Source organism: Lachnobacterium bovis DSM 14045 (genome assembly GCF_900107245.1).
In the GTDB taxonomy this organism is placed as follows: Bacteria; Bacillota; Clostridia; order Lachnospirales; family Lachnospiraceae; genus Roseburia; species Roseburia bovis.
Genome location: NZ_FNPG01000025.1, coordinates 12,896 through 30,524 on the forward strand (window position 1 = coordinate 12,896; position 17,629 = coordinate 30,524).

The 17,629-nt window shown below is 31.0% G+C and carries 17 protein-coding genes; 15 read left to right on the forward strand and 2 right to left on the reverse strand.

Annotated elements, in window-relative coordinates; translation table 11 throughout:
• Positions 1-60: 60 nt before the first annotated feature.
• A complete protein-coding gene (locus BLV79_RS09800) occupies positions 61-528 on the reverse strand; it encodes a DUF2798 domain-containing protein (protein ID WP_074718549.1) in 468 nt (155 codons plus the stop codon).
• 155 nt (positions 529-683) lie between these two features.
• On the opposite strand from BLV79_RS09800, the gene BLV79_RS09805 reads away from it, so the two are divergent.
• From BLV79_RS09805 to BLV79_RS09830, 7 genes are all read left to right on the forward strand, one after another.
• The gene (locus BLV79_RS09805; protein WP_074718551.1) at positions 684-1,592 is read left to right on the forward strand and encodes a tRNA modification radical SAM protein MnmL/YtqA; all 909 of its coding nucleotides are present in this window, start codon (positions 684-686) and stop codon (positions 1,590-1,592) included.
• Positions 1,593-1,781: 189 nt separating this feature from the next.
• Entirely contained in the window at positions 1,782-2,960 is a 1,179-nt protein-coding gene (locus BLV79_RS09810; RefSeq protein WP_074718553.1) for a bacterial transcriptional activator domain-containing protein, read from the forward strand.
• A gap of 296 nt (positions 2,961-3,256) precedes the next feature.
• On the forward strand, positions 3,257-5,893 hold the full coding sequence (locus BLV79_RS12785; protein WP_074718555.1) for a lipocalin-like domain-containing protein: 2,637 nt from the start codon (positions 3,257-3,259) through the stop codon (positions 5,891-5,893).
• 568 nt (positions 5,894-6,461) lie between these two features.
• Positions 6,462-7,322 (forward strand): dTDP-4-dehydrorhamnose reductase, encoded by an 861-nt coding sequence (rfbD, locus tag BLV79_RS09820; RefSeq protein ID WP_074718557.1) that lies wholly within the window; start codon positions 6,462-6,464, stop codon positions 7,320-7,322.
• Positions 7,312-8,664 carry a dicarboxylate/amino acid:cation symporter gene (locus BLV79_RS09825; RefSeq protein WP_074718559.1) on the forward strand — a complete coding sequence of 451 codons (1,353 nt, stop codon included), beginning with the start codon at positions 7,312-7,314 and terminating at the stop codon, positions 8,662-8,664. The genes rfbD and BLV79_RS09825 overlap by 11 nt, the downstream gene beginning before the upstream one ends.
• Before the next feature lie 73 nt (positions 8,665-8,737).
• Entirely contained in the window at positions 8,738-8,884 is a 147-nt protein-coding gene (locus tag BLV79_RS12790; protein WP_159429349.1) for a hypothetical protein, read from the forward strand.
• Between the two features lie 88 nt (positions 8,885-8,972).
• Positions 8,973-9,701 carry an ion transporter gene (locus BLV79_RS09830; protein WP_074718561.1) on the forward strand — a complete coding sequence of 243 codons (729 nt, stop codon included), beginning with the start codon at positions 8,973-8,975 and terminating at the stop codon, positions 9,699-9,701.
• Positions 9,702-9,764: 63 nt separating this feature from the next.
• Here the strand turns inward: BLV79_RS09830 and BLV79_RS09835 are convergent, their stop codons facing one another.
• Positions 9,765-10,664 carry a YitT family protein gene (locus tag BLV79_RS09835; protein ID WP_074718563.1) on the reverse strand — a complete coding sequence of 300 codons (900 nt, stop codon included), beginning with the start codon at positions 10,662-10,664 and terminating at the stop codon, positions 9,765-9,767.
• 444 nt (positions 10,665-11,108) lie between these two features.
• On the opposite strand from BLV79_RS09835, the gene pckA reads away from it, so the two are divergent.
• The 8 genes from pckA to BLV79_RS09875 all read left to right on the forward strand — a co-directional run bounded on the left by pckA (position 11,109) and on the right by BLV79_RS09875 (position 17,533).
• A complete protein-coding gene (pckA, locus tag BLV79_RS09840) occupies positions 11,109-12,713 on the forward strand; it encodes a phosphoenolpyruvate carboxykinase (ATP) (RefSeq protein WP_074718565.1) in 1,605 nt (534 codons plus the stop codon).
• 246 nt (positions 12,714-12,959) lie between these two features.
• Positions 12,960-13,472: a flavodoxin domain-containing protein gene (locus tag BLV79_RS09845; RefSeq protein ID WP_074718567.1), complete on the forward strand. Its 513-nt coding sequence runs from the start codon at positions 12,960-12,962 to the stop codon at positions 13,470-13,472.
• 70 nt (positions 13,473-13,542) lie between these two features.
• Positions 13,543-13,944 (forward strand): Fur family transcriptional regulator, encoded by a 402-nt coding sequence (locus tag BLV79_RS09850; RefSeq protein ID WP_074718569.1) that lies wholly within the window; start codon positions 13,543-13,545, stop codon positions 13,942-13,944.
• 37 nt (positions 13,945-13,981) lie between these two features.
• Positions 13,982-14,284: a hypothetical protein gene (locus BLV79_RS09855; protein ID WP_074718571.1), complete on the forward strand. Its 303-nt coding sequence runs from the start codon at positions 13,982-13,984 to the stop codon at positions 14,282-14,284.
• 90 nt (positions 14,285-14,374) lie between these two features.
• On the forward strand, positions 14,375-15,382 hold the full coding sequence (locus tag BLV79_RS09860; RefSeq protein WP_074718573.1) for a metal ABC transporter substrate-binding protein: 1,008 nt from the start codon (positions 14,375-14,377) through the stop codon (positions 15,380-15,382).
• A 15-nt stretch (positions 15,383-15,397) separates the two neighbouring features.
• Positions 15,398-16,105, forward strand: coding sequence for a metal ABC transporter ATP-binding protein (locus BLV79_RS09865; protein WP_074718575.1), 708 nt, complete (start codon positions 15,398-15,400; stop codon positions 16,103-16,105).
• Entirely contained in the window at positions 16,099-16,944 is an 846-nt protein-coding gene (locus BLV79_RS09870; RefSeq protein WP_173335886.1) for a metal ABC transporter permease, read from the forward strand. Before BLV79_RS09865 ends, BLV79_RS09870 begins: the two co-directional genes overlap by 7 nt.
• A 13-nt stretch (positions 16,945-16,957) precedes the next feature.
• Positions 16,958-17,533: a hypothetical protein gene (locus BLV79_RS09875; protein ID WP_074718577.1), complete on the forward strand. Its 576-nt coding sequence runs from the start codon at positions 16,958-16,960 to the stop codon at positions 17,531-17,533.
• The last annotated feature ends 96 nt before the right edge of the window (positions 17,534-17,629 follow it).

Sequence of the window (17,629 nt, forward strand, 5' to 3'; positions counted from 1 at the left end):
AAAATAAGTATGGCACAAAGATAATTATTAATCAATTATTCTCTAATAAAAAATGAATTATTAATTCTTGTTAATTAGTGATAATGATGAGTTGAAAATCCATCTTACGAGTGGTCCGGCAAAGAAAATCTGCCAGAACAATGCCATTGGAAAGTTAAAAACGCTAGTTTGCAACCATACAGCAATAAATTGCACACCTGCATGTTTGAATAAAATAGTTGCAATTAGACTCATGATAGGGCACATTAAGCATACAATCATAGATGAAATTGCCAATAATATAAAAATTGGTTTGTCTTCAGGTGATACGAATTTGAATGCTAACGCTTTTGCTAGTTTTCCAACTAAAAAGAATTCTAATACAAAAGCAATTGGCCACATGATTATGATTTCATGAAAGGCAATTAAGAAAACATCATTAGATAATCCTGATTTTTCAAGCGATATGTTATAGCAAATCATTGCATAAACCATGACAAAAGCCATAAGTGCTGTGAAAAAAATGTCTTGTAATTTTGTTTTTGGCATAAATATTCTCCTTTAAAAAATTTACTTAGATAAATTGTGTTGTTCAAAGTGTTTCCAATTATACCAAAATACCTATTTGATTTGTAACGACTCTATGATACACTTTTAAAAGAAAAAAAGTCAAGAAAAATTTTATTAATTTTTAGGGTGGTAGTATGGAATTTATAAGTTTATCACAAAGTTTAAAAAAACAATTTAATACAAAAGTTTATAAGATTTCGCTTACAAGCGGGTGCACTTGTCCTAATAGAGACGGTAAAATAAGTTATGGTGGATGCACCTTTTGCTCAGAAGGTGGTTCAGGAGATTTTGCTGCTCCATTTATACCGATTGATGAACAAATTGAGGTTGCAAAAGCAAGGGTAAATAATAAGTTTTCAAATAGAATTGCCGTAGAGGATAGAAAATACATTGCGTATTTTCAATCATTTACTAATACATATGGTGATGTTGATTTTTTGAAAAAAATATATATGCAGGCAATAAAACGAGATGAAATAGTGGCATTGTCAATTGGAACTAGGCCAGATTGTATAGATGATAAAATTTTAAAGATGCTGGAAGAATTGAATCAGATTAAGCCTGTATGGGTTGAACTAGGCTTACAGACAATTCATGAGGAAACTGCAAAGAGAATAAATAGAGGATATACTCTTTCAGTTTTTGAAAATGCATATTTAAAATTAAAAAAAATAGGTGTTACGGTGGTCGTGCACGTAATTTTGGGTTTGCCAAGAGAGAGTGAAAAAGATATTTTAGAAACAGTTTCTTATTTGGCAAAGTTATCACCTAAATTAGATGGGATTAAATTGCAGTTGCTCCATGTTTTAAAAAATACTAAATTAGCTAAAGAATATGAAGAAAATCCGTTTAAGGTTTTTACTTTAGAAGAATATGTAGATTTGGTCGTTAAGTGTTTAAGAATTTTGCCAGAGGATATTGTGGTTCACAGGATAACAGGAGATGGTCCTAAAAAACTTTTAATAGCACCGCTTTGGAGTGCAGATAAAAAGAGGGTGTTAAATGCTTTAAATAAAGCAATCCGAGAGGCAGATCGTAGCTAATAAATCGCAACTAGTAGATTATAAGTAGTAAATCATAATTAGTAGAGTCTGACTAATAAATTGTAAATTGGTTGATGATAAAATATATCTGAAATTATTCTTAAACATTATAAAATGTACTGAAAAGTCACAATAAAACTGTTAGAATTAGGGTATAAATACAAATATTATGTATTGGAGAGTGAAATTATGTTGACAGTAAGTACATTAGGACGTTTTCATATGATGTTAGATGGAAAGGTTCTAAAAGAAAAAGATATAGATGATAGAGATGAATTACGCCTTTTACTTTTTTTGATTTTGAATAGAAAAAAAAGATTAATGGATGTCCAACTTAGTATAGCACTTTGGAATCAGGATGCTTTTTCTTCATCACGAACTATAGAAGAAATTTTTAATAGTCTGCAAACAAAATTAAAAAATAAATTTGGAGATATTATATTTGTAATTCATAAGAATAATATTTATAAATGGAATGATGAAATTAAAGTCAACTTTGATGGTGAGCAGTTTGGAAAGCTTGTTACGGAGGCTTTATCAGAGTGCGATTTGCAGTCTGCAATTGAAATGTATGAGAGAGCGTTGACTTTTTATAAAGGTGATTTTATGCCGGAGTATATAGATACTAGTTGGATTTCGATAAGAAATTCTTTTTATCATAACTTGTTCGTTTCGGCAGTTCGAGGTTTGGCGGAGTATTATTGTATAACGGAGCAGTACGAAGAGATTGAAGAGTTGTGTCATAGTGCGCTTCTAATTGAAAATTCTGATGATTTATTATATGGTTATTTGATAAAAGCTTACGTAAGAAAGGGAAGTATTTCCCTGGCTATGGAGTGCTATGAACAAGCTAAAATTGTTATGGAACAGAAGATGAAAATCAAGACGTCTGGCATTTTAGATAAGGTTTACAAGGAATTCATTGTTACAAACAAAGATGAAACAAGTAAAGAAATTTCAATGGAATATATAGAAGCCTTAGAAAATCAAGACATTGGAGTTTTTGAATGTAGTTATCCTATTTTCAGGGAAATGTATAAAATTGAGGTTACAGAAAGTATACGTTATAAAAGAGAGTCGCAAGTCCTTTTAGTTAAGGTCGAGGAATTTGATGAAAATCTGTATCCAAATGCCATAACGGATTTAGAGCAGGCAATTCGTGAATCTCTTAGAGAAGGCGATGTGATTTCTACATTTAAGAAAAACCAATATATTATTTTGTTATCAAGATGTAATTATGAGCAAAGTATGTTGGTTGCAAATAGAATATTGTCCCGCCTATACAATGATGATCCTTGGTATTCAGAGTCTATTATAAAGATTTCGTTTGAGTCACAATCAGTTAATGAAACGAATTTGTTGGATTGATAAAAATGATAAATTTATTAGTTTTTAAGCAGATGTGTAATTATGACATGTCTGCTTTTTTTATTATGCAATGTGTTTAAATAATAATAAAATATTTTATGCAAAACTTAAGAAAAAAATAATTGCGCGATATATCCATTGACAATAGGATTGTTTGAGTATAATTTATTAATTAAGAGTTATCGTTTTAAGACAATGAGAAATAGTTTAATCATATCTAAATTAAACTTAAGTTTAACGATAATTTTTAATAAAAAACATAGGATTTATGTTTAATTATGAGGAGGGAATTAAACATGCGAAAAAAAATGGTAAACAAAGTTGCGTTAGCATTAACTGCTGTGATGTCGGTTACGGCTGTTGAAGGTTTGCCGGGAGGGTTAAAAATGGTAAATGCAGCAGATTCAACTGTTAATCTAAAAAAGGTTACGGGACAAATAAATAGAGCGTCTGTACATGATCCATCTATTTTTGAAGATCCTAACAATCCTGGAACTTTTTATGCATTCGGATCACATATTGCAACTGCAAAAACTACTGATTTGGCCAATTGGTCCCAGGTATCGTCAGATTATCAGTCTGCTAGTAATAACAAAATTTACGGAAATATTGATGAAAACCTAAAAGAATCTTTTAAGTGGGCAGGGAAAAATGATGCTGATTGTAAAAATGGATACGCAGTATGGGCACCGGATGTGATTTATAATCCACAGTACACATGGGATGATGGCTCAAAAGGTGCATATATGTTGTATTATTGTACTTCTTCAACTTGGAGAAGATCATGTATTGGATATATGGTTTCTAAGAAGGTTGATGGAGATTATAAGTATGTCGACACAATTATGTATTCGGGTTTTACTAACACAGGAAAAGTTGAACATGATGGAAACAGCACAAAAGATACAACCTGGACAACTGATAACCTACATTTGAAAAAATTAGTAGACAAAGGCGTTATTGAAGATATGAGCACGGACAAGTGCTTTAATAAAGATGGTAGTTGGAATAATAATTATGCTCCAAATGCAATCGATCCAAATATCTTTTTTGACAAAAATAATAACAAAATGTATATGTCATATGGATCATGGTCAGGTGGAATCTTTATTTTAGAGTTGAATCCAAGTACTGGTGAGCCTGTTTATCCAGGAAAAGATTCAGTGGATCCTGTATCTAAAAATGTAGTTGACAGATATTTTGGTACACATATCGCAGGTGGAAATCATCAGTCAGGTGAAGGACCATACATAAAATATGATAAGGAAACAGGATATTATTATTTTTATGAAACATATGGTGGATTGACAGCATCAGGTGGTTATAATATGAGATTATTCCGCTCAGAAAACCCTACAGGACCATATCTTGATGCAGCAGGAAGAAATGCCAATCAATCAGGCGTAAATTGTGGTAAGTATGGAATAAAACTAATAGGAAATTATCAATTTTATGGCCAGCCAGGATATAAGGCAGCAGGACATAATTCTGCATTAATTACAGAAGCAGGAAATCATTATCTTGTTTCACATCAGAGATTTGCTGATCCACTTCGTGGAGAAGGCCATGAAATTAGAGTACGTCAACAGTTTATGAACCAGGATAAATGGCCAGTTACAGCTGTTTATGAAAATAGAAATGAAAAAATCTCTCACTATGACACAAAAGAAGTATTAGGAACGTATGAATATATTAATCATGGAACATCTGCAACAAGTGGAACAATGCTGACAACAGAAAGCATTACTTTGAACGCAGACGGAACAATAAGCGGAGATCTTGTTGGAACCTGGAAAAAAGAAGATACTCAAAAATGCGATTATATAACAATAAACATTAATAATGTGACTTCAAAAGGTGTTTTCTTTAAACAGGAAAATGACAATGGAAAAGAAGTAATGACTTTTACAGCAATCGGCAATAATAATGAATCTGTCTGGGGAAGTAAATTTGAGCAGACAGATGAAGAAGCAATTGACAGAGCCATATCAGCTGTAGATAAAAAATTGCCATCTCAGACTAGAGAAAATATTAAACTGCCAAATGAGGTTTCGGGCATTTCCATAAAATGGAAATCAGATAAGCCTAAGATTATTTCTGATACAGGTGTAGTAAAAAGTGCAAAAAAAGATACGAAAGTGTCATTAAAGGCAACATTTAGTAAAGGAAAAATTCAAAAAACAAAAAAATATGTTGTTACAGTTAATAAGCGTGCATCTAAGATTGTTGGTTATGATTTTGAAAAATCAGTGAAAAAAAATAAAGTGTCCGTTTCAAAATGTGCCCAAAATAAAGAGAAAGCCACTCTTATAGGTAACACGAAGGTTGTAAAAGACAAAGAAAGAGGACGTGTTTTATTGGTGCAAAGTAATCCAAAGGATAAAAGAAACAATTACCTAGCACTTCCAAGCGATACGTTAAAAAAAGTAAATCAAGCTGGTTTTACTGTAAGTATGTGGGTTAATGCTTCAGGAGATACATTTGAACATAGTGCATTATTCGAAGCAGATCAGGTTACAACAGAAAAAACATTTGGACAATATCCTATGACAAGAATTGGAACAAATTTAATCGGAAGAGTTAATGCTGCTAATAATTATTCCGATGCAATACCCAAAGATTTGTTACAGAGAGGTAAATGGCAGCATGTTATTTACACAGTTAACAATAATGGCATAAAAGTATATTTAAATGGTCAGTTAATAGTATACGATGAAAAGGATATTTCATCATGCCTTGATTCAACAAAGTCTGATTCAATTCAAAAAGCCAATAACGTAATGGTCGGAGCAGGAGCAATTTGGAACGATGAAGATTGTAGAAATACGAAGTTTGATGATATTGCAGTATATGATGTTGCAGTAACTGAAAAAGAAGCTGCACTGCTATACGAAGGTAAAGATATTACCAAAGATTTAAAAAAATATAAATAATAAAAAGAAAAAAATAATTAAAAAAAAATAATAAAATTAATTTTGTGTATTTAAACGTTCATATATAATTTTAATTATAAGACAAACATCAATAACTATATAGTATGAAAGCCACTTAATTTTCTACTGGAATATTCTGAATTAACATAATTATCCCCTTATTATAATTCAGATAAAGATAGAAAAAGAGGTGGCTTTTTTGCATTATCACAATAAAGTAAATGAATTTTTGAAAGCTAAATTGTTCATAATTTTGAATTCAAAGAATTATAATTATAATTGAACGAATTATTTAGATGTATATAATAAGGAAGCTTCACATAACAAAAAGTAACAATATTATGTTTTTAAGTTTCAAAAGAGTACTTTTTTCAAATAAAAATGCATTAATAATAGTGATATTGCTTTTTTATATATTAAATGGTATAATTGTATACAAGGTTTAGCGTAAAAAACAGTTGCAAAATAAAAACATAGTAAAAATGTATATGCAAGTTTGGCGTGTATAACTTGCAAAACAGCAAATGAAATGTGCAAAAGAAATTTATTTTTTAAGGAGGAAATTAAAATGAGCTATTGTTCAAAAATATGGGTTGTTGGAGCTAGCGGTCGTTTAGGTAGTGCATTAGTTGAACGATTAAAATCTAACACAAAATATATAGTTTTAGTAAGTGATGAAGGCGTTCGTGTAGAGGATAGAGATCAGGTATTAAGTTTTGCAGATAGAAATCACCCGGGAATAATTATAAATTGTGCAGGTTTAACAGATGTTAATAAATGTGAAGAATTTCCAGAGGAAGCATATAAGGTAAATGCTTTAGGAGCTAGAAATCTAGCAATTGCAGCTAGAAAGCTTGATGCTAAAATGATTCAGATTTCTACAGATGATGTTTTTAACGGTAAAGACATGACTGCGTTATGTGAGTTTGATACACCAGAACCAGTTACTATGTATGGTAAAAGTAAATTAGCAGGAGAGAAACTTGTAGCTGAATTAACTGACAAGCATGTAATTGTTAGATCTTCATGGGTTTATGGAGTGAAGAAGGATTTTGTTAAAGAAATTTTAGATAAAGCTAAAAATCATGAGAAGATTTTGTTGCCAGAAAATGAGTTTTCATCACCAACTTCCGCAGATGCATTAGCAGGATTTGTAGAAGTGTTAATGAATACTTCAGAATATGGTATTTTTCATGCTTCATGTGAAGGATGTTGTACAAGAGCAGAGTTTGCAAGAGAGATTTTAAGACAGGCCAATATTAAAGATGTTACTGTTGAAACAACGTCAGATAGTTTGAAATTAAGACCAAATTATACATTGTTAGACAATATGATGCTTAGAATCACTAATTTATACAAAATGCCAGAGTGGAAAGAGGCGTTGGCAGATTATTTAGCAAAAGGGAAGGAGAACATAGATGCAAAATAAAGAAAAGAAAAAGATAGGCTTAACTACACTGATTTTTATTGCGCTTATTGCAGGAGCAATTCTTGGTGTTGTTTTACATTATGGTATTGTTGAAAATACAAAATTATTATCAGTTGTAAATAAATCGGCTAAGTACGATAAAGGAAATGATCATGTACTTCGTATGATATATAAGTTTTTTAATGATTTTGTTATAAATGGTGTGTTCTTAGTTGTAGGACAAGGTTTTATTAGAGGAATGAAAATGTTAGTAGTTCCACTTGTATTTACCTCATTAGTTTGTGGCGCATCTTCAATGGGAGATACTAAGACACTTGGTAAAGTTGGTGTAAAAACAATGGGATTTTACATTATGACAACAATGATGGCTGTTGCTGTTGCACTTACAACTGCAAGTATCATCAATCCAGGTAAAAACTTAAACATGTCTGCAATCAAAGCGGATGCAACAGTAAAAACTGCAAAAGGCGGTGTAAATGTTGCAGAAACTCTTTTGAATATTATTCCCGAAAATCCAGTATCTGCTTTAGCAAACGGAGAAATGTTACAGATTATCTTTTTTGCATTATTGATTGGTATTATTTTAGCTAAGTTATCAGATAAAGTTCAAATTGTAACAAACTTCTTTACACAGTTTAATGACATCATGATGGAACTTACAATGATGGTTATGGCAGTTGCGCCAGTTGGTGTTTTTTGCCTTATTTCTAAGACATTTTCACAATTAGGTTTTTCGGCTATGTTACCAATGGTGAAATATATGGCAGCTGTATTTATAGCGTTAGGAATTCAGTGCTTAGGAGTTTATCAAGGATTGTTATTTGTCTTTACAAGACTTAATCCATTTAAATTTATTAAGAAATTTTTCCCAGTTCAGGCTTTTGCATTTTCAACAGCAACATCAAATGCAACTATTCCGTTGAATATTGATACTTTGGAAGAAAAAATGGGTGTATCTAGAAAAATTTCATCATTTACTATTCCTCTTGGGGCAACAATCAACATGGATGGCACTTCAATTATGCAAGGTGTAGCCGTAATCTTTGTTGCTCAGGCATATCATGTGAACTTAACATTGGTTGATTTGATTACAGTAATTTTTACAGCTACATTAGCTTCAGTCGGTACAGCAGGTATTCCAAGTGTTGGACTTGTAACTTTAACAATGGTATTTAACTCAGTAGGATTACCAGTTGAAGGTATTGCACTTATCATGGGTATTGATAGAATCCTTGATATGACAAGAACAGCTGTAAACATCACAGGTGATGCAGTTTGTACAACAATTGTTGCAAAACAATGTGGTGAATTAAATCAAGAAGTGTTTAATCAAATGGAATAGAAAATCAGGTTTAGTTTTATTACACTGTATCCGAAAAAATTAATAGTGAAAATATTTTTTTGAGGTGCAGTGTATGGAAAGTTTTAGAAAAAAAACACAATTAGTAGATGATAATGGAGTAAAAATTGAAAAAAAACCTATAGAAAGTTTTTTTATAATTTCTTGCAATGTATTGTGTTTTGTTTTGGCTATACTAGGAGCTCTTGCGATTTTCAGATAATTTTTTAAAAATCAAGAATTAAAGATTTAGTTTTTAGAATTAGAAATCTTTGAATTAAGTTTTAAGAATGAAAAAGGAGAGCTCGGGTATGGATGAAAAAAAGAAAAGATTGTATGAGATTATAGAAGTTTCGCAGGGAAAAGATGTAGCTAGTTTGTCATATGATAAATTAATGTTAGTTACGGTATTGGTTGGTCTCGTCCCCCTTACTATGAAAAAAACAAATGTCTACGCAGAGGCAATTGATATTTTAACAGCAATAATTTTTCTCTTTGATTATGCAATGCGTTTTTACACAGCAGATTATAAAATGGGTATAAAATGTTACAAAGCTTATGTTGCTCATTTTTTTACTCCAATGTCAATAATTGATTTGATGGCTATAGTTCCTGTATTTACTCTATTTTTTCCAGGCTCAAATGCGATTGGGTTGTTTAGAATATTTAAAGTATTTAGAGTGCTAAAACTGTTGAGATACTCAAAGACAATGGTTATTATAGAAAATGTAATGAGAAAAGTTAAACAACAGTTGATGGCAGTTTTAGTTTTGACAGTGATGTATATAACAGCATCAGCAATGTTTATTTTTCAAATTGAGCCAAACCTATTTAATAATTTTTTTGATGCGTTATATTGGGCAACTATTTCGATTACCACAATTGGCTATGGTGATATCTCACCAGTTACGATTCCGGGAAGATTATTAACTATGGTCTCAGCATTAGTCGGAGTTGCAGTGATTGCATTGCCATCAGGTATAATTACAGCGGCGTATATGGATGAAACCAAGAAAACAAAATCAAAATTTCAAAAATAATATAATCCAGATTAGTGAAATCTTTAAAAGAATCAGTAATCTGGATTTTTTAATATCTATTTTTTATTTCTCAGATGATTTCCTAGGAACATTAAAGCGCTGATGTCGATGAGTGTCATAAACTTCAGAAACCGTATATACAGTAACAAATGCACTAGGGTCAGTTTTAGCAATAAAATTGATTAAAATTTGGTAATCATGTTTGGTTACGATGCTGATTAATTCATCACGACTTTCGCCGTTATAGGCACCAACAGCCTTGTAAATTGTAGCACCACAGTTCATTTCGTTTACGATAAAGTTTTTAATTTCATCTTTTTTATCACTTATTATACAAACTCGACGTCTGATATTTTGTCCAAAAATGAAATAGTCAAGCACGATACCATTAAAGTAAGTTCCTATTAGCGATAAAACGACGATTTTTGAATTGCTAACAAAAACTGAAGATAAAGCAACACAAATACCTGCAATTGACATCGCACGACCAAGTTCAATGTGGAGGTATCTGTTTAAAATTTTTGCCACGATATCAAGTCCACCTGAAGAAGCGTTATCGTTAAATAAAATTGCGGCACCGAAACTAACAAGTAAAATATATGCAGTGATATCTAGAATACTGTCTCCGGTTATAGATTTATAGTTTGGAAAAACTTTTTCGTAAATTCCCAAAACAACTGGTAATAAAACTGATGTATAGATTGTTTTAGCACCAAATTCTTTTCCGAAAAGGGTAAAGCCTATAATTAAAAGCACAACATTCAAAATCATAGTAATTTGTGCTACAGATAGATCTATTACATGAGATAGAATAATTGCTAAACCAACTATACTTGAAACAGAAGCTTGAGTTGGATACAAAAAAAAGAAAACTGCTGAAGCAATAATAATTGTGGCAACAGTCATTAAAAAAATATCTTTAAAAACTAAATATAAATTTAAAGATTTGTCTGCTCGAGTCATTTTGTGCACCTCCTAAATTCTTTTGTTTTTTTAATGATTTTTGTGTGTTAAATTTTCCCTTGTTTTTTGATTCATTATCTTAATTTTGGTCGATTTTTTATTTGAAATTTAAAAAATTTTTCAAATCAGAATGATTATATCATAAAAAAAATTATGTGCAATTGCAAGCATTAATGCTTTAAAATGGTAGAATGGAACAAATTTTCGGGGGATATATTTGTAGGAATTATAATCTCTATAAGCAACAATTATAATAGGAAGAAAAACTTTAAAAAATATGCGTTTTTTTAAAAAATTTTTCCCACAAATGCAAAAAAAAATGGTAAAATTACTACTAGAGTATTTTAGGGCTAGAGATACTTTTTAATTGTGAATGGTCCGAAATTTTATGGGCAACAAATTGAGATGTAGATGCCTACATAAAGAAAAGAGGTAAAAAGTAAAATGGGAAAATTTGATTTAAGTAAGTATGGAATTACTGGAACAACAGAAGTTGTTTATAATCCTTCATATGAGGAGCTATTCAATGAAGAGACTAAAGCTGATCTTGAAGGTTATGAAAAGGGCCGCGTAAGTGAATTAGGTGCAGTCGATGTTATGACAGGTATCTACACAGGTCGTTCACCTAAAGATAAGTTTATTGTTGTAGATGAAAATTCTAAAGATACAGTATGGTGGAATTCTGAAGAATATCCAAACGATAACCATCCAGCTTCTAAAGAAACATGGGATGCTGTAAAAGATATCGCTGTAAAAGAACTTTCAAATAAAAAACTTTATGTAGTTGATGCATTCTGTGGTGCTAACAAAGATACACGTATGGCAATTCGTTTTATCGTAGAAGTTGCTTGGCAGGCACACTTTGTAACAAATATGTTTATTCAGCCTACAGAAGAAGAACTTGAAAATTTTGAGCCAGATTTCGTAGTATATAATGCTTCTAAAGCAAAAGTTGAAAACTATAAAGAGTTAGGACTTAATTCAGAAACAGCTGTTGTATTTAATATTACAAGCCGTGAGCAGGTTATCATCAATACATGGTACGGTGGAGAAATGAAAAAAGGTATGTTCTCAATGATGAACTACTTCTTACCATTAAAGGGTATTGCAGCAATGCACTGTTCTGCAAATACTGATTTAAATGGTGAGAATACAGCTATTTTCTTCGGTCTTTCAGGAACAGGTAAAACAACACTTTCAACAGATCCAAAGAGACTTCTTATCGGTGATGATGAGCACGGTTGGGATGACAATGGTGTATTTAACTTCGAAGGTGGTTGCTACGCTAAAGTTATCAACCTTGATAAAGAATCTGAACCAGATATTTACAATGCAATCAAACGTAATGCATTATTAGAAAACGTAACACTTGATGAAAATGGTAAGATTGATTTTGCTGATAAATCAGTTACAGAAAACACTCGTGTTTCTTATCCAATTCAGCATATTAAGAACATCGTTCGCCCAATTTCATCAGCTCCAGCAGCTAAGAATGTAATTTTCTTATCAGCTGATGCATTTGGTGTATTACCACCAGTTTCAATCCTTACACCAGAACAGACACAGTACTACTTCTTATCAGGATTTACAGCTAAATTAGCTGGTACAGAGCGTGGAATTACAGAACCAACACCAACATTCTCAGCATGTTTCGGACAGGCTTTCTTAGAGCTTCATCCAACAAAATATGCAAAAGAGCTTGTTAAGAAAATGGAGAAGAGTGGTGCAAAAGCTTATCTTGTTAATACAGGATGGAATGGTACAGGAAAACGTATCTCAATCAAAGATACACGTGGAATTATCGATGCAATCTTAAATGGTGATATTTTAGATGCACCTACAAAGAAAATCCCATACTTCAATTTTGAAGTTCCAACAGAATTAAAAGGTGTAGATACAAATATCTTAGATCCAAGAGATACATATGCAGATCCAACAGAATGGGAGAAAAAAGCAAAGGATTTAGCAGCAAGATTTAATAAGAACTTTGCAAAATACGAAAGCAATGAAGCTGGTAAAGCATTAGTTTCAGCTGGTCCACAGTTATAATTTCTTGATTTTTATTTATAATAGACTATAGAAATAGATATATTTAGATAAATCAAATAGATTAAATTAAATAGATTAAATTAAATAGTTTATTTTTAGGCCTTGTAGACTATGTTTGGAATATTAATATAGTTTACGAGGCTTTTTAAAAGTAAAATTTATTATATCAATAGAGCACGATAAGTGGTAAAATATAGTAGAGGGATAGATATATATTTTAATGTTTTATTTGTAGGGGGGATGCATATGAAAACAGCTATTATTTATTATTCTAAACATCATGGTAATACCAAAAAACTATTAGATGCAATCGTAGAAACAAATCCAGATATTCAATTAATTGATATAACAGAAAAGCATGAAGTGAATTTATGCAAATATGATAGAATTGGAATTGCATCAGGCATATATTTTGGAAAGTTTGCAAAACAGATTTTGACATTTGCAAAAATAAATTTGCCAGAATATTCTAAGGTGTTTTTCGTATATACATATGGTTCAGCAGATAAAAAAACATATACAAAAGAAATTAAAAAGATAGTGAAAGATTTGTATTGTGATATAGTGGGTGAGTTTGGTTGCCCAGGATTTGATGATTTTGGACCATTAAAATTATTCGGAGGACTTCAAAAAGAACACCCAACAGTAGATGAAATTAATTCAGCGGTAGAGTTTTATGAAAAGGTAAAAGAGACTACTAATGCATTGATAACTAAAAGAAAACTAAGGAAAAAACTTGAGTTAGGCACATGTAATTAATGTTGACAAAAAAAACAGTTGATGCTATAATTTAAAATTGCAAGCGATTTGCAAAAAGAAGAGGTTAGAAATGCAAAAGAAATATAGAACAAAAACAAGTCAGGCATTAAATGAATTTTTAAGTGAACTTGAGGGACGTTGCTTTATGGCTGTTGATGTTTCAGAGTATTTAGATAAGCATGATATAAAAGTGAATCTGACTACAGTTTATAGGAACATTGACAAATTAGTTGAAGAAGGCGAACTCGTGCGCTTTAAAGCAACTAACAGTGATTCGTATTCGTATCGAAGGGCAGACGGACATAAGCATTGCGATGAACATTTACATATCCAGTGTAAAAAGTGTGGCAAGCTAGTACATGTTGATGATGAGATTATGTCAAAGATAGTTCAAATGATAGAAGACAACTATCAGTTTTCACTTATTTGCAAAGATTCATCTTTATGCGGACTATGTAAAGATTGCAGATAATTATTTTGTAAAGATTATAGCATTGGAGGTGTGCATCATGCAGAAGATAACAAAAAGAGTGGCTTCGGCTATTATGTGTATTTTTTTAGTTGTAGCTTTATTTACATCTGTATTTTTTGTTGTAGAGAATGCACACCACCAGTGCACCAACAAAGAAGGCTGTCCAATTTGTGCAGAAATAGTACAGTCATTAAATTTTATTGCGGGGATTAGATTATTACCGGCTCCTGCTATTTTGATTATAATTGCTCAAATGGCATTTTTTGTCGTACAGGAAATCTGTCAGCAACTAGACAATCATACAACATTAATTTCTTTAAAAGTCGAATTATTAGATTAAATTCTTCCTGGTTAAAGTCTGTTACAAGTAAAGTCTTGAAAATACATATAATTCAAATTATTCAGGGTAAAGAGAGAGGTAAAATAGAATATGAAAAAAAATTATTTTGTTAAAATGATATTAGTTCTTGCATTAGTTGTTTCGAGCTTTGCAGGATGTTCTTTTGGTGCGCAAGATAAGGCAAGTGGAAAAAATGGTAAAATCAAAATAGTTTGTACAACTTATCCACAGTATGACTGGGTCAACAATATAATTGGTAAAAAAAAGGACAACTTTGATGTAGAATTGTTGATAAAACAGGGCGTTGATTTACATAGCTATCAACCATCAGCAAAAGATATTGCAAATATTTCAACAGCAGATATGTTTATTTATGTTGGTGGAGAATCAGATGAGTGGGTTGACGACGTTTTAAAAACAGCTAAAAATAAAAAAATAAAATCCATCAATATGGTTAAAGCTATCGGAAAGGCTGCAAAAGAGGAAGAAGTTGTAGAAGGAATGGAACCTGAGAAGGAAGATGAAAAGGAAGATAGTAAAGACAACAAAGATGAAGAAGAAGTAGAAATTGATGAACATGTTTGGTTATCATTAAGAAATGCTAAAACTATTTCTTTAAAAATAGAAAAAGAATTAGAAAAGATAGATCCGGCTAATAAAGAAACATATAAGAAAAACGGTGACTCATATGTAAAAAGATTAGATGATCTTGATGCTAAATACAAAAAAACTGTAGAATCAAGTGATAAAAAAGCAGTCGTATTTGGGGATAGATTCCCATTTAGATATATGGTAAATGATTATGATATCAAGTACTATGCTGCATTTGTTGGATGTAGTGCAGAATCAGAAGCAAGTTTTAAAACAATCTCTTTTTTAGCAAAAAAAGTTGATGATCTAGATACAGATGTTATTTTTGTAATTGAAAATTCAGATAAGAAAATTGCGAACACAATTAAGAAAAATACACATAAGAAAAATCAGAAGATTTTAGTAATGAATTCATTACAATCTATTACACAAAAGGATTTAGACAATGGATTAGATTACATAAGTGTAATGGAAAAGAATTTAGAAGTACTTAAACAAGCACTTTAGTTTTTAGGAGGATTTATGTCATATATTGAGTGCAATGATTTATCATTAGGTTATGATGGTAAAAGTATTATTTCGGGATTAAATATCAAAATAAATAAAGGGGATTATTTATGTATATTAGGGGAAAATGGTGTTGGTAAAAGTACATTAATTAAAACTTTACTAGGATTACAATCACCTATTGATGGAAAAATTGTATTCGATGATGGACTTAAGCAATATGAAATAGGGTATCTGCCACAACAGACAAGAATTCAACAGGAATTTCCAGCTACAGTCTGGGAAGTTGTTTTGACAGGTACTCTAAAAAAGGAAAAATGGAATTTATTTTATTCAAAGCAACAAAAAGAATTAGCTAAATCCAAATTAGAGGAATTAGGAATTTGGAATTTGAGAAAAAAATCCTACAGGAATCTATCTGGAGGGCAGCAACAAAGAGTCTTATTGGCAAGAGCTTTGTGTGCAACAACAAAAGTAATTCTGTTAGATGAACCTGTTACGGGCCTGGATCCAATTGTAACAAAGGAGTTTTATAAACTCTTAAAGCAGATAAATAAAAAAGGTATAACAGTTATAATGGTTTCGCATGATATGTCGGTCGTAGAATATGCAAGTCATGTTTTATTTTTAAGTAGAGAAAAAACGTATTTTACAGAGAAAAAAAGTAATATGACAGATGAAATGTGGATAGATGTAATCAGTAAAGGAGTAGTACAATGCTAGAAATGATTCAAAAAATACAAATATATATGGAATATCCATTTGTAAAAAATGCTTTAATAGTTGGTGTATTAATTGCGTTGTGTTCTTCTTTGCTTGGTGTTACATTGGTTTTAAAAAGGTTTTCTTTTATAGGTGACGGACTTTCACATGTTGCATTTGGAGCTCTTGCAATTGCTACAGTTTTAAAAGTTGCAAATCAAACGATTCTGATTATGCCTATAACTATTGTTGCAGCAATATTTTTATTAAAAGGTGGACAAAATGTAAAAATAAAGGGTGATGCAGCAATTGCAATGTTGTCAGTAAGTGCAATGGCTTTTGGGTATTTTATTCTAAATGTTTTTTCAGCAGGAGCAAATATAGCAGGTGATGTGTGTACTACTTTGTTTGGTTCCACATCGATTTTATCGCTTTTGCCAAGTGATGTAATAATTTGTATTGTAACATCAGTTGTAGTTGTCATCTTTTTTATGGTGTTTTATAACAGAATTTTTGCAGTGACATTTGATGAAAACTTCATGAAGGCAACAGGAAGCAATACAGAATTATATAATTGCGTAATAGCAGTAATTACAGCAGTTATAATAGTATTGGCAATGAATCTTGTAGGAAGCTTGTTGATTAGCGCATTATTGATTTTTCCAGCGTTATCAGCTATGAGATTATTTAAAAGTTTTAAAGCTGTAACAATTGCATCTGCTATTATTTCAGTATTAGGGACTATAGTTGGAATTTTTACGTCGATACTTTTTAACACTCCGGTGGGATCAACAATAGTAATGGTATATTTAGGAATATTTGTTGTTTGTAGCATTTTAGTAGCGGTTTTACATAAATAGTGAGGAAATAAATATGGATAAAAATTATAAATACAATAAAGTTGAACTAGGTGTAATTATTTGTGCTGTTATTTTGATAATTGCAATTATAATATACAATACAATTTTTAAAGGTACGGTATCAGGAAATTCATTATCAAAAAAAGGTAAAAAAAATATCACGTCAAAATATCAGACAGAAAAGCTTATAAAGGCTGGCATCAAAAAAGATATAAAAAAAAACAAAGAAAATAAAGCTCCCAAAAATGATTCAATAATTGATTACAGCAAAATGGGAAAGGATATGGAATATGCATCTGTCTATCAAATGGAAATGACACCAAATGATTATATGAATAAGACCGTTGTTTTAAAGGGAAATTATTATTCTGGTGTTGACAGTCAGGGAAAAAGTCATAATTATTGTGTCATTACATGTCAGGGAGGTTGCTGCGTTCAAGGGGTTGAATTCATAATGGATGAAAGATTTAAAGATGATAAGTTTAAAGATAATCAGGAGATTATAGTTGAAGGCAAATTTGAAATTCGAGATGGAGAAAAGGGAGGAAAAATAATCGTTTTGAGAGATGCCATCATAAAACTGAAATAGTGTATATATAAAGCAAAATCTATGAAGTTTTTATTAAATAAAACAATAAAAATACTAATTAAAAATTTACCTCCGATATATAATATGTGATGTTGT

Coding starts and splice junctions, on each gene's coding strand:
- BLV79_RS09850 (WP_074718569.1), top strand. CDS start 13,543: ATGCAAAAGAAATATAGAACAAAAACAAGTCAGGCATTAAATGAATTT.
- BLV79_RS09805 (WP_074718551.1), top strand. CDS start 684: ATGGAATTTATAAGTTTATCACAAAGTTTAAAAAAACAATTTAATACA.
- BLV79_RS09835 (WP_074718563.1), bottom strand. CDS start 10,664: ATGACTCGAGCAGACAAATCTTTAAATTTATATTTAGTTTTTAAAGAT.
- BLV79_RS09860 (WP_074718573.1), top strand. CDS start 14,375: ATGAAAAAAAATTATTTTGTTAAAATGATATTAGTTCTTGCATTAGTT.
- BLV79_RS09810 (WP_074718553.1), top strand. CDS start 1,782: ATGTTGACAGTAAGTACATTAGGACGTTTTCATATGATGTTAGATGGA.
- BLV79_RS09800 (WP_074718549.1), bottom strand. CDS start 528: ATGCCAAAAACAAAATTACAAGACATTTTTTTCACAGCACTTATGGCT.
- BLV79_RS12790 (WP_159429349.1), top strand. CDS start 8,738: ATGGAAAGTTTTAGAAAAAAAACACAATTAGTAGATGATAATGGAGTA.
- BLV79_RS09865 (WP_074718575.1), top strand. CDS start 15,398: ATGTCATATATTGAGTGCAATGATTTATCATTAGGTTATGATGGTAAA.
- pckA (WP_074718565.1), top strand. CDS start 11,109: ATGGGAAAATTTGATTTAAGTAAGTATGGAATTACTGGAACAACAGAA.
- BLV79_RS09830 (WP_074718561.1), top strand. CDS start 8,973: ATGGATGAAAAAAAGAAAAGATTGTATGAGATTATAGAAGTTTCGCAG.
- BLV79_RS09855 (WP_074718571.1), top strand. CDS start 13,982: ATGCAGAAGATAACAAAAAGAGTGGCTTCGGCTATTATGTGTATTTTT.
- BLV79_RS09845 (WP_074718567.1), top strand. CDS start 12,960: ATGAAAACAGCTATTATTTATTATTCTAAACATCATGGTAATACCAAA.
- BLV79_RS09875 (WP_074718577.1), top strand. CDS start 16,958: ATGGATAAAAATTATAAATACAATAAAGTTGAACTAGGTGTAATTATT.
- rfbD (WP_074718557.1), top strand. CDS start 6,462: ATGAGCTATTGTTCAAAAATATGGGTTGTTGGAGCTAGCGGTCGTTTA.
- BLV79_RS09870 (WP_173335886.1), top strand. CDS start 16,099: ATGCTAGAAATGATTCAAAAAATACAAATATATATGGAATATCCATTT.
- BLV79_RS09825 (WP_074718559.1), top strand. CDS start 7,312: ATGCAAAATAAAGAAAAGAAAAAGATAGGCTTAACTACACTGATTTTT.
- BLV79_RS12785 (WP_074718555.1), top strand. CDS start 3,257: ATGCGAAAAAAAATGGTAAACAAAGTTGCGTTAGCATTAACTGCTGTG.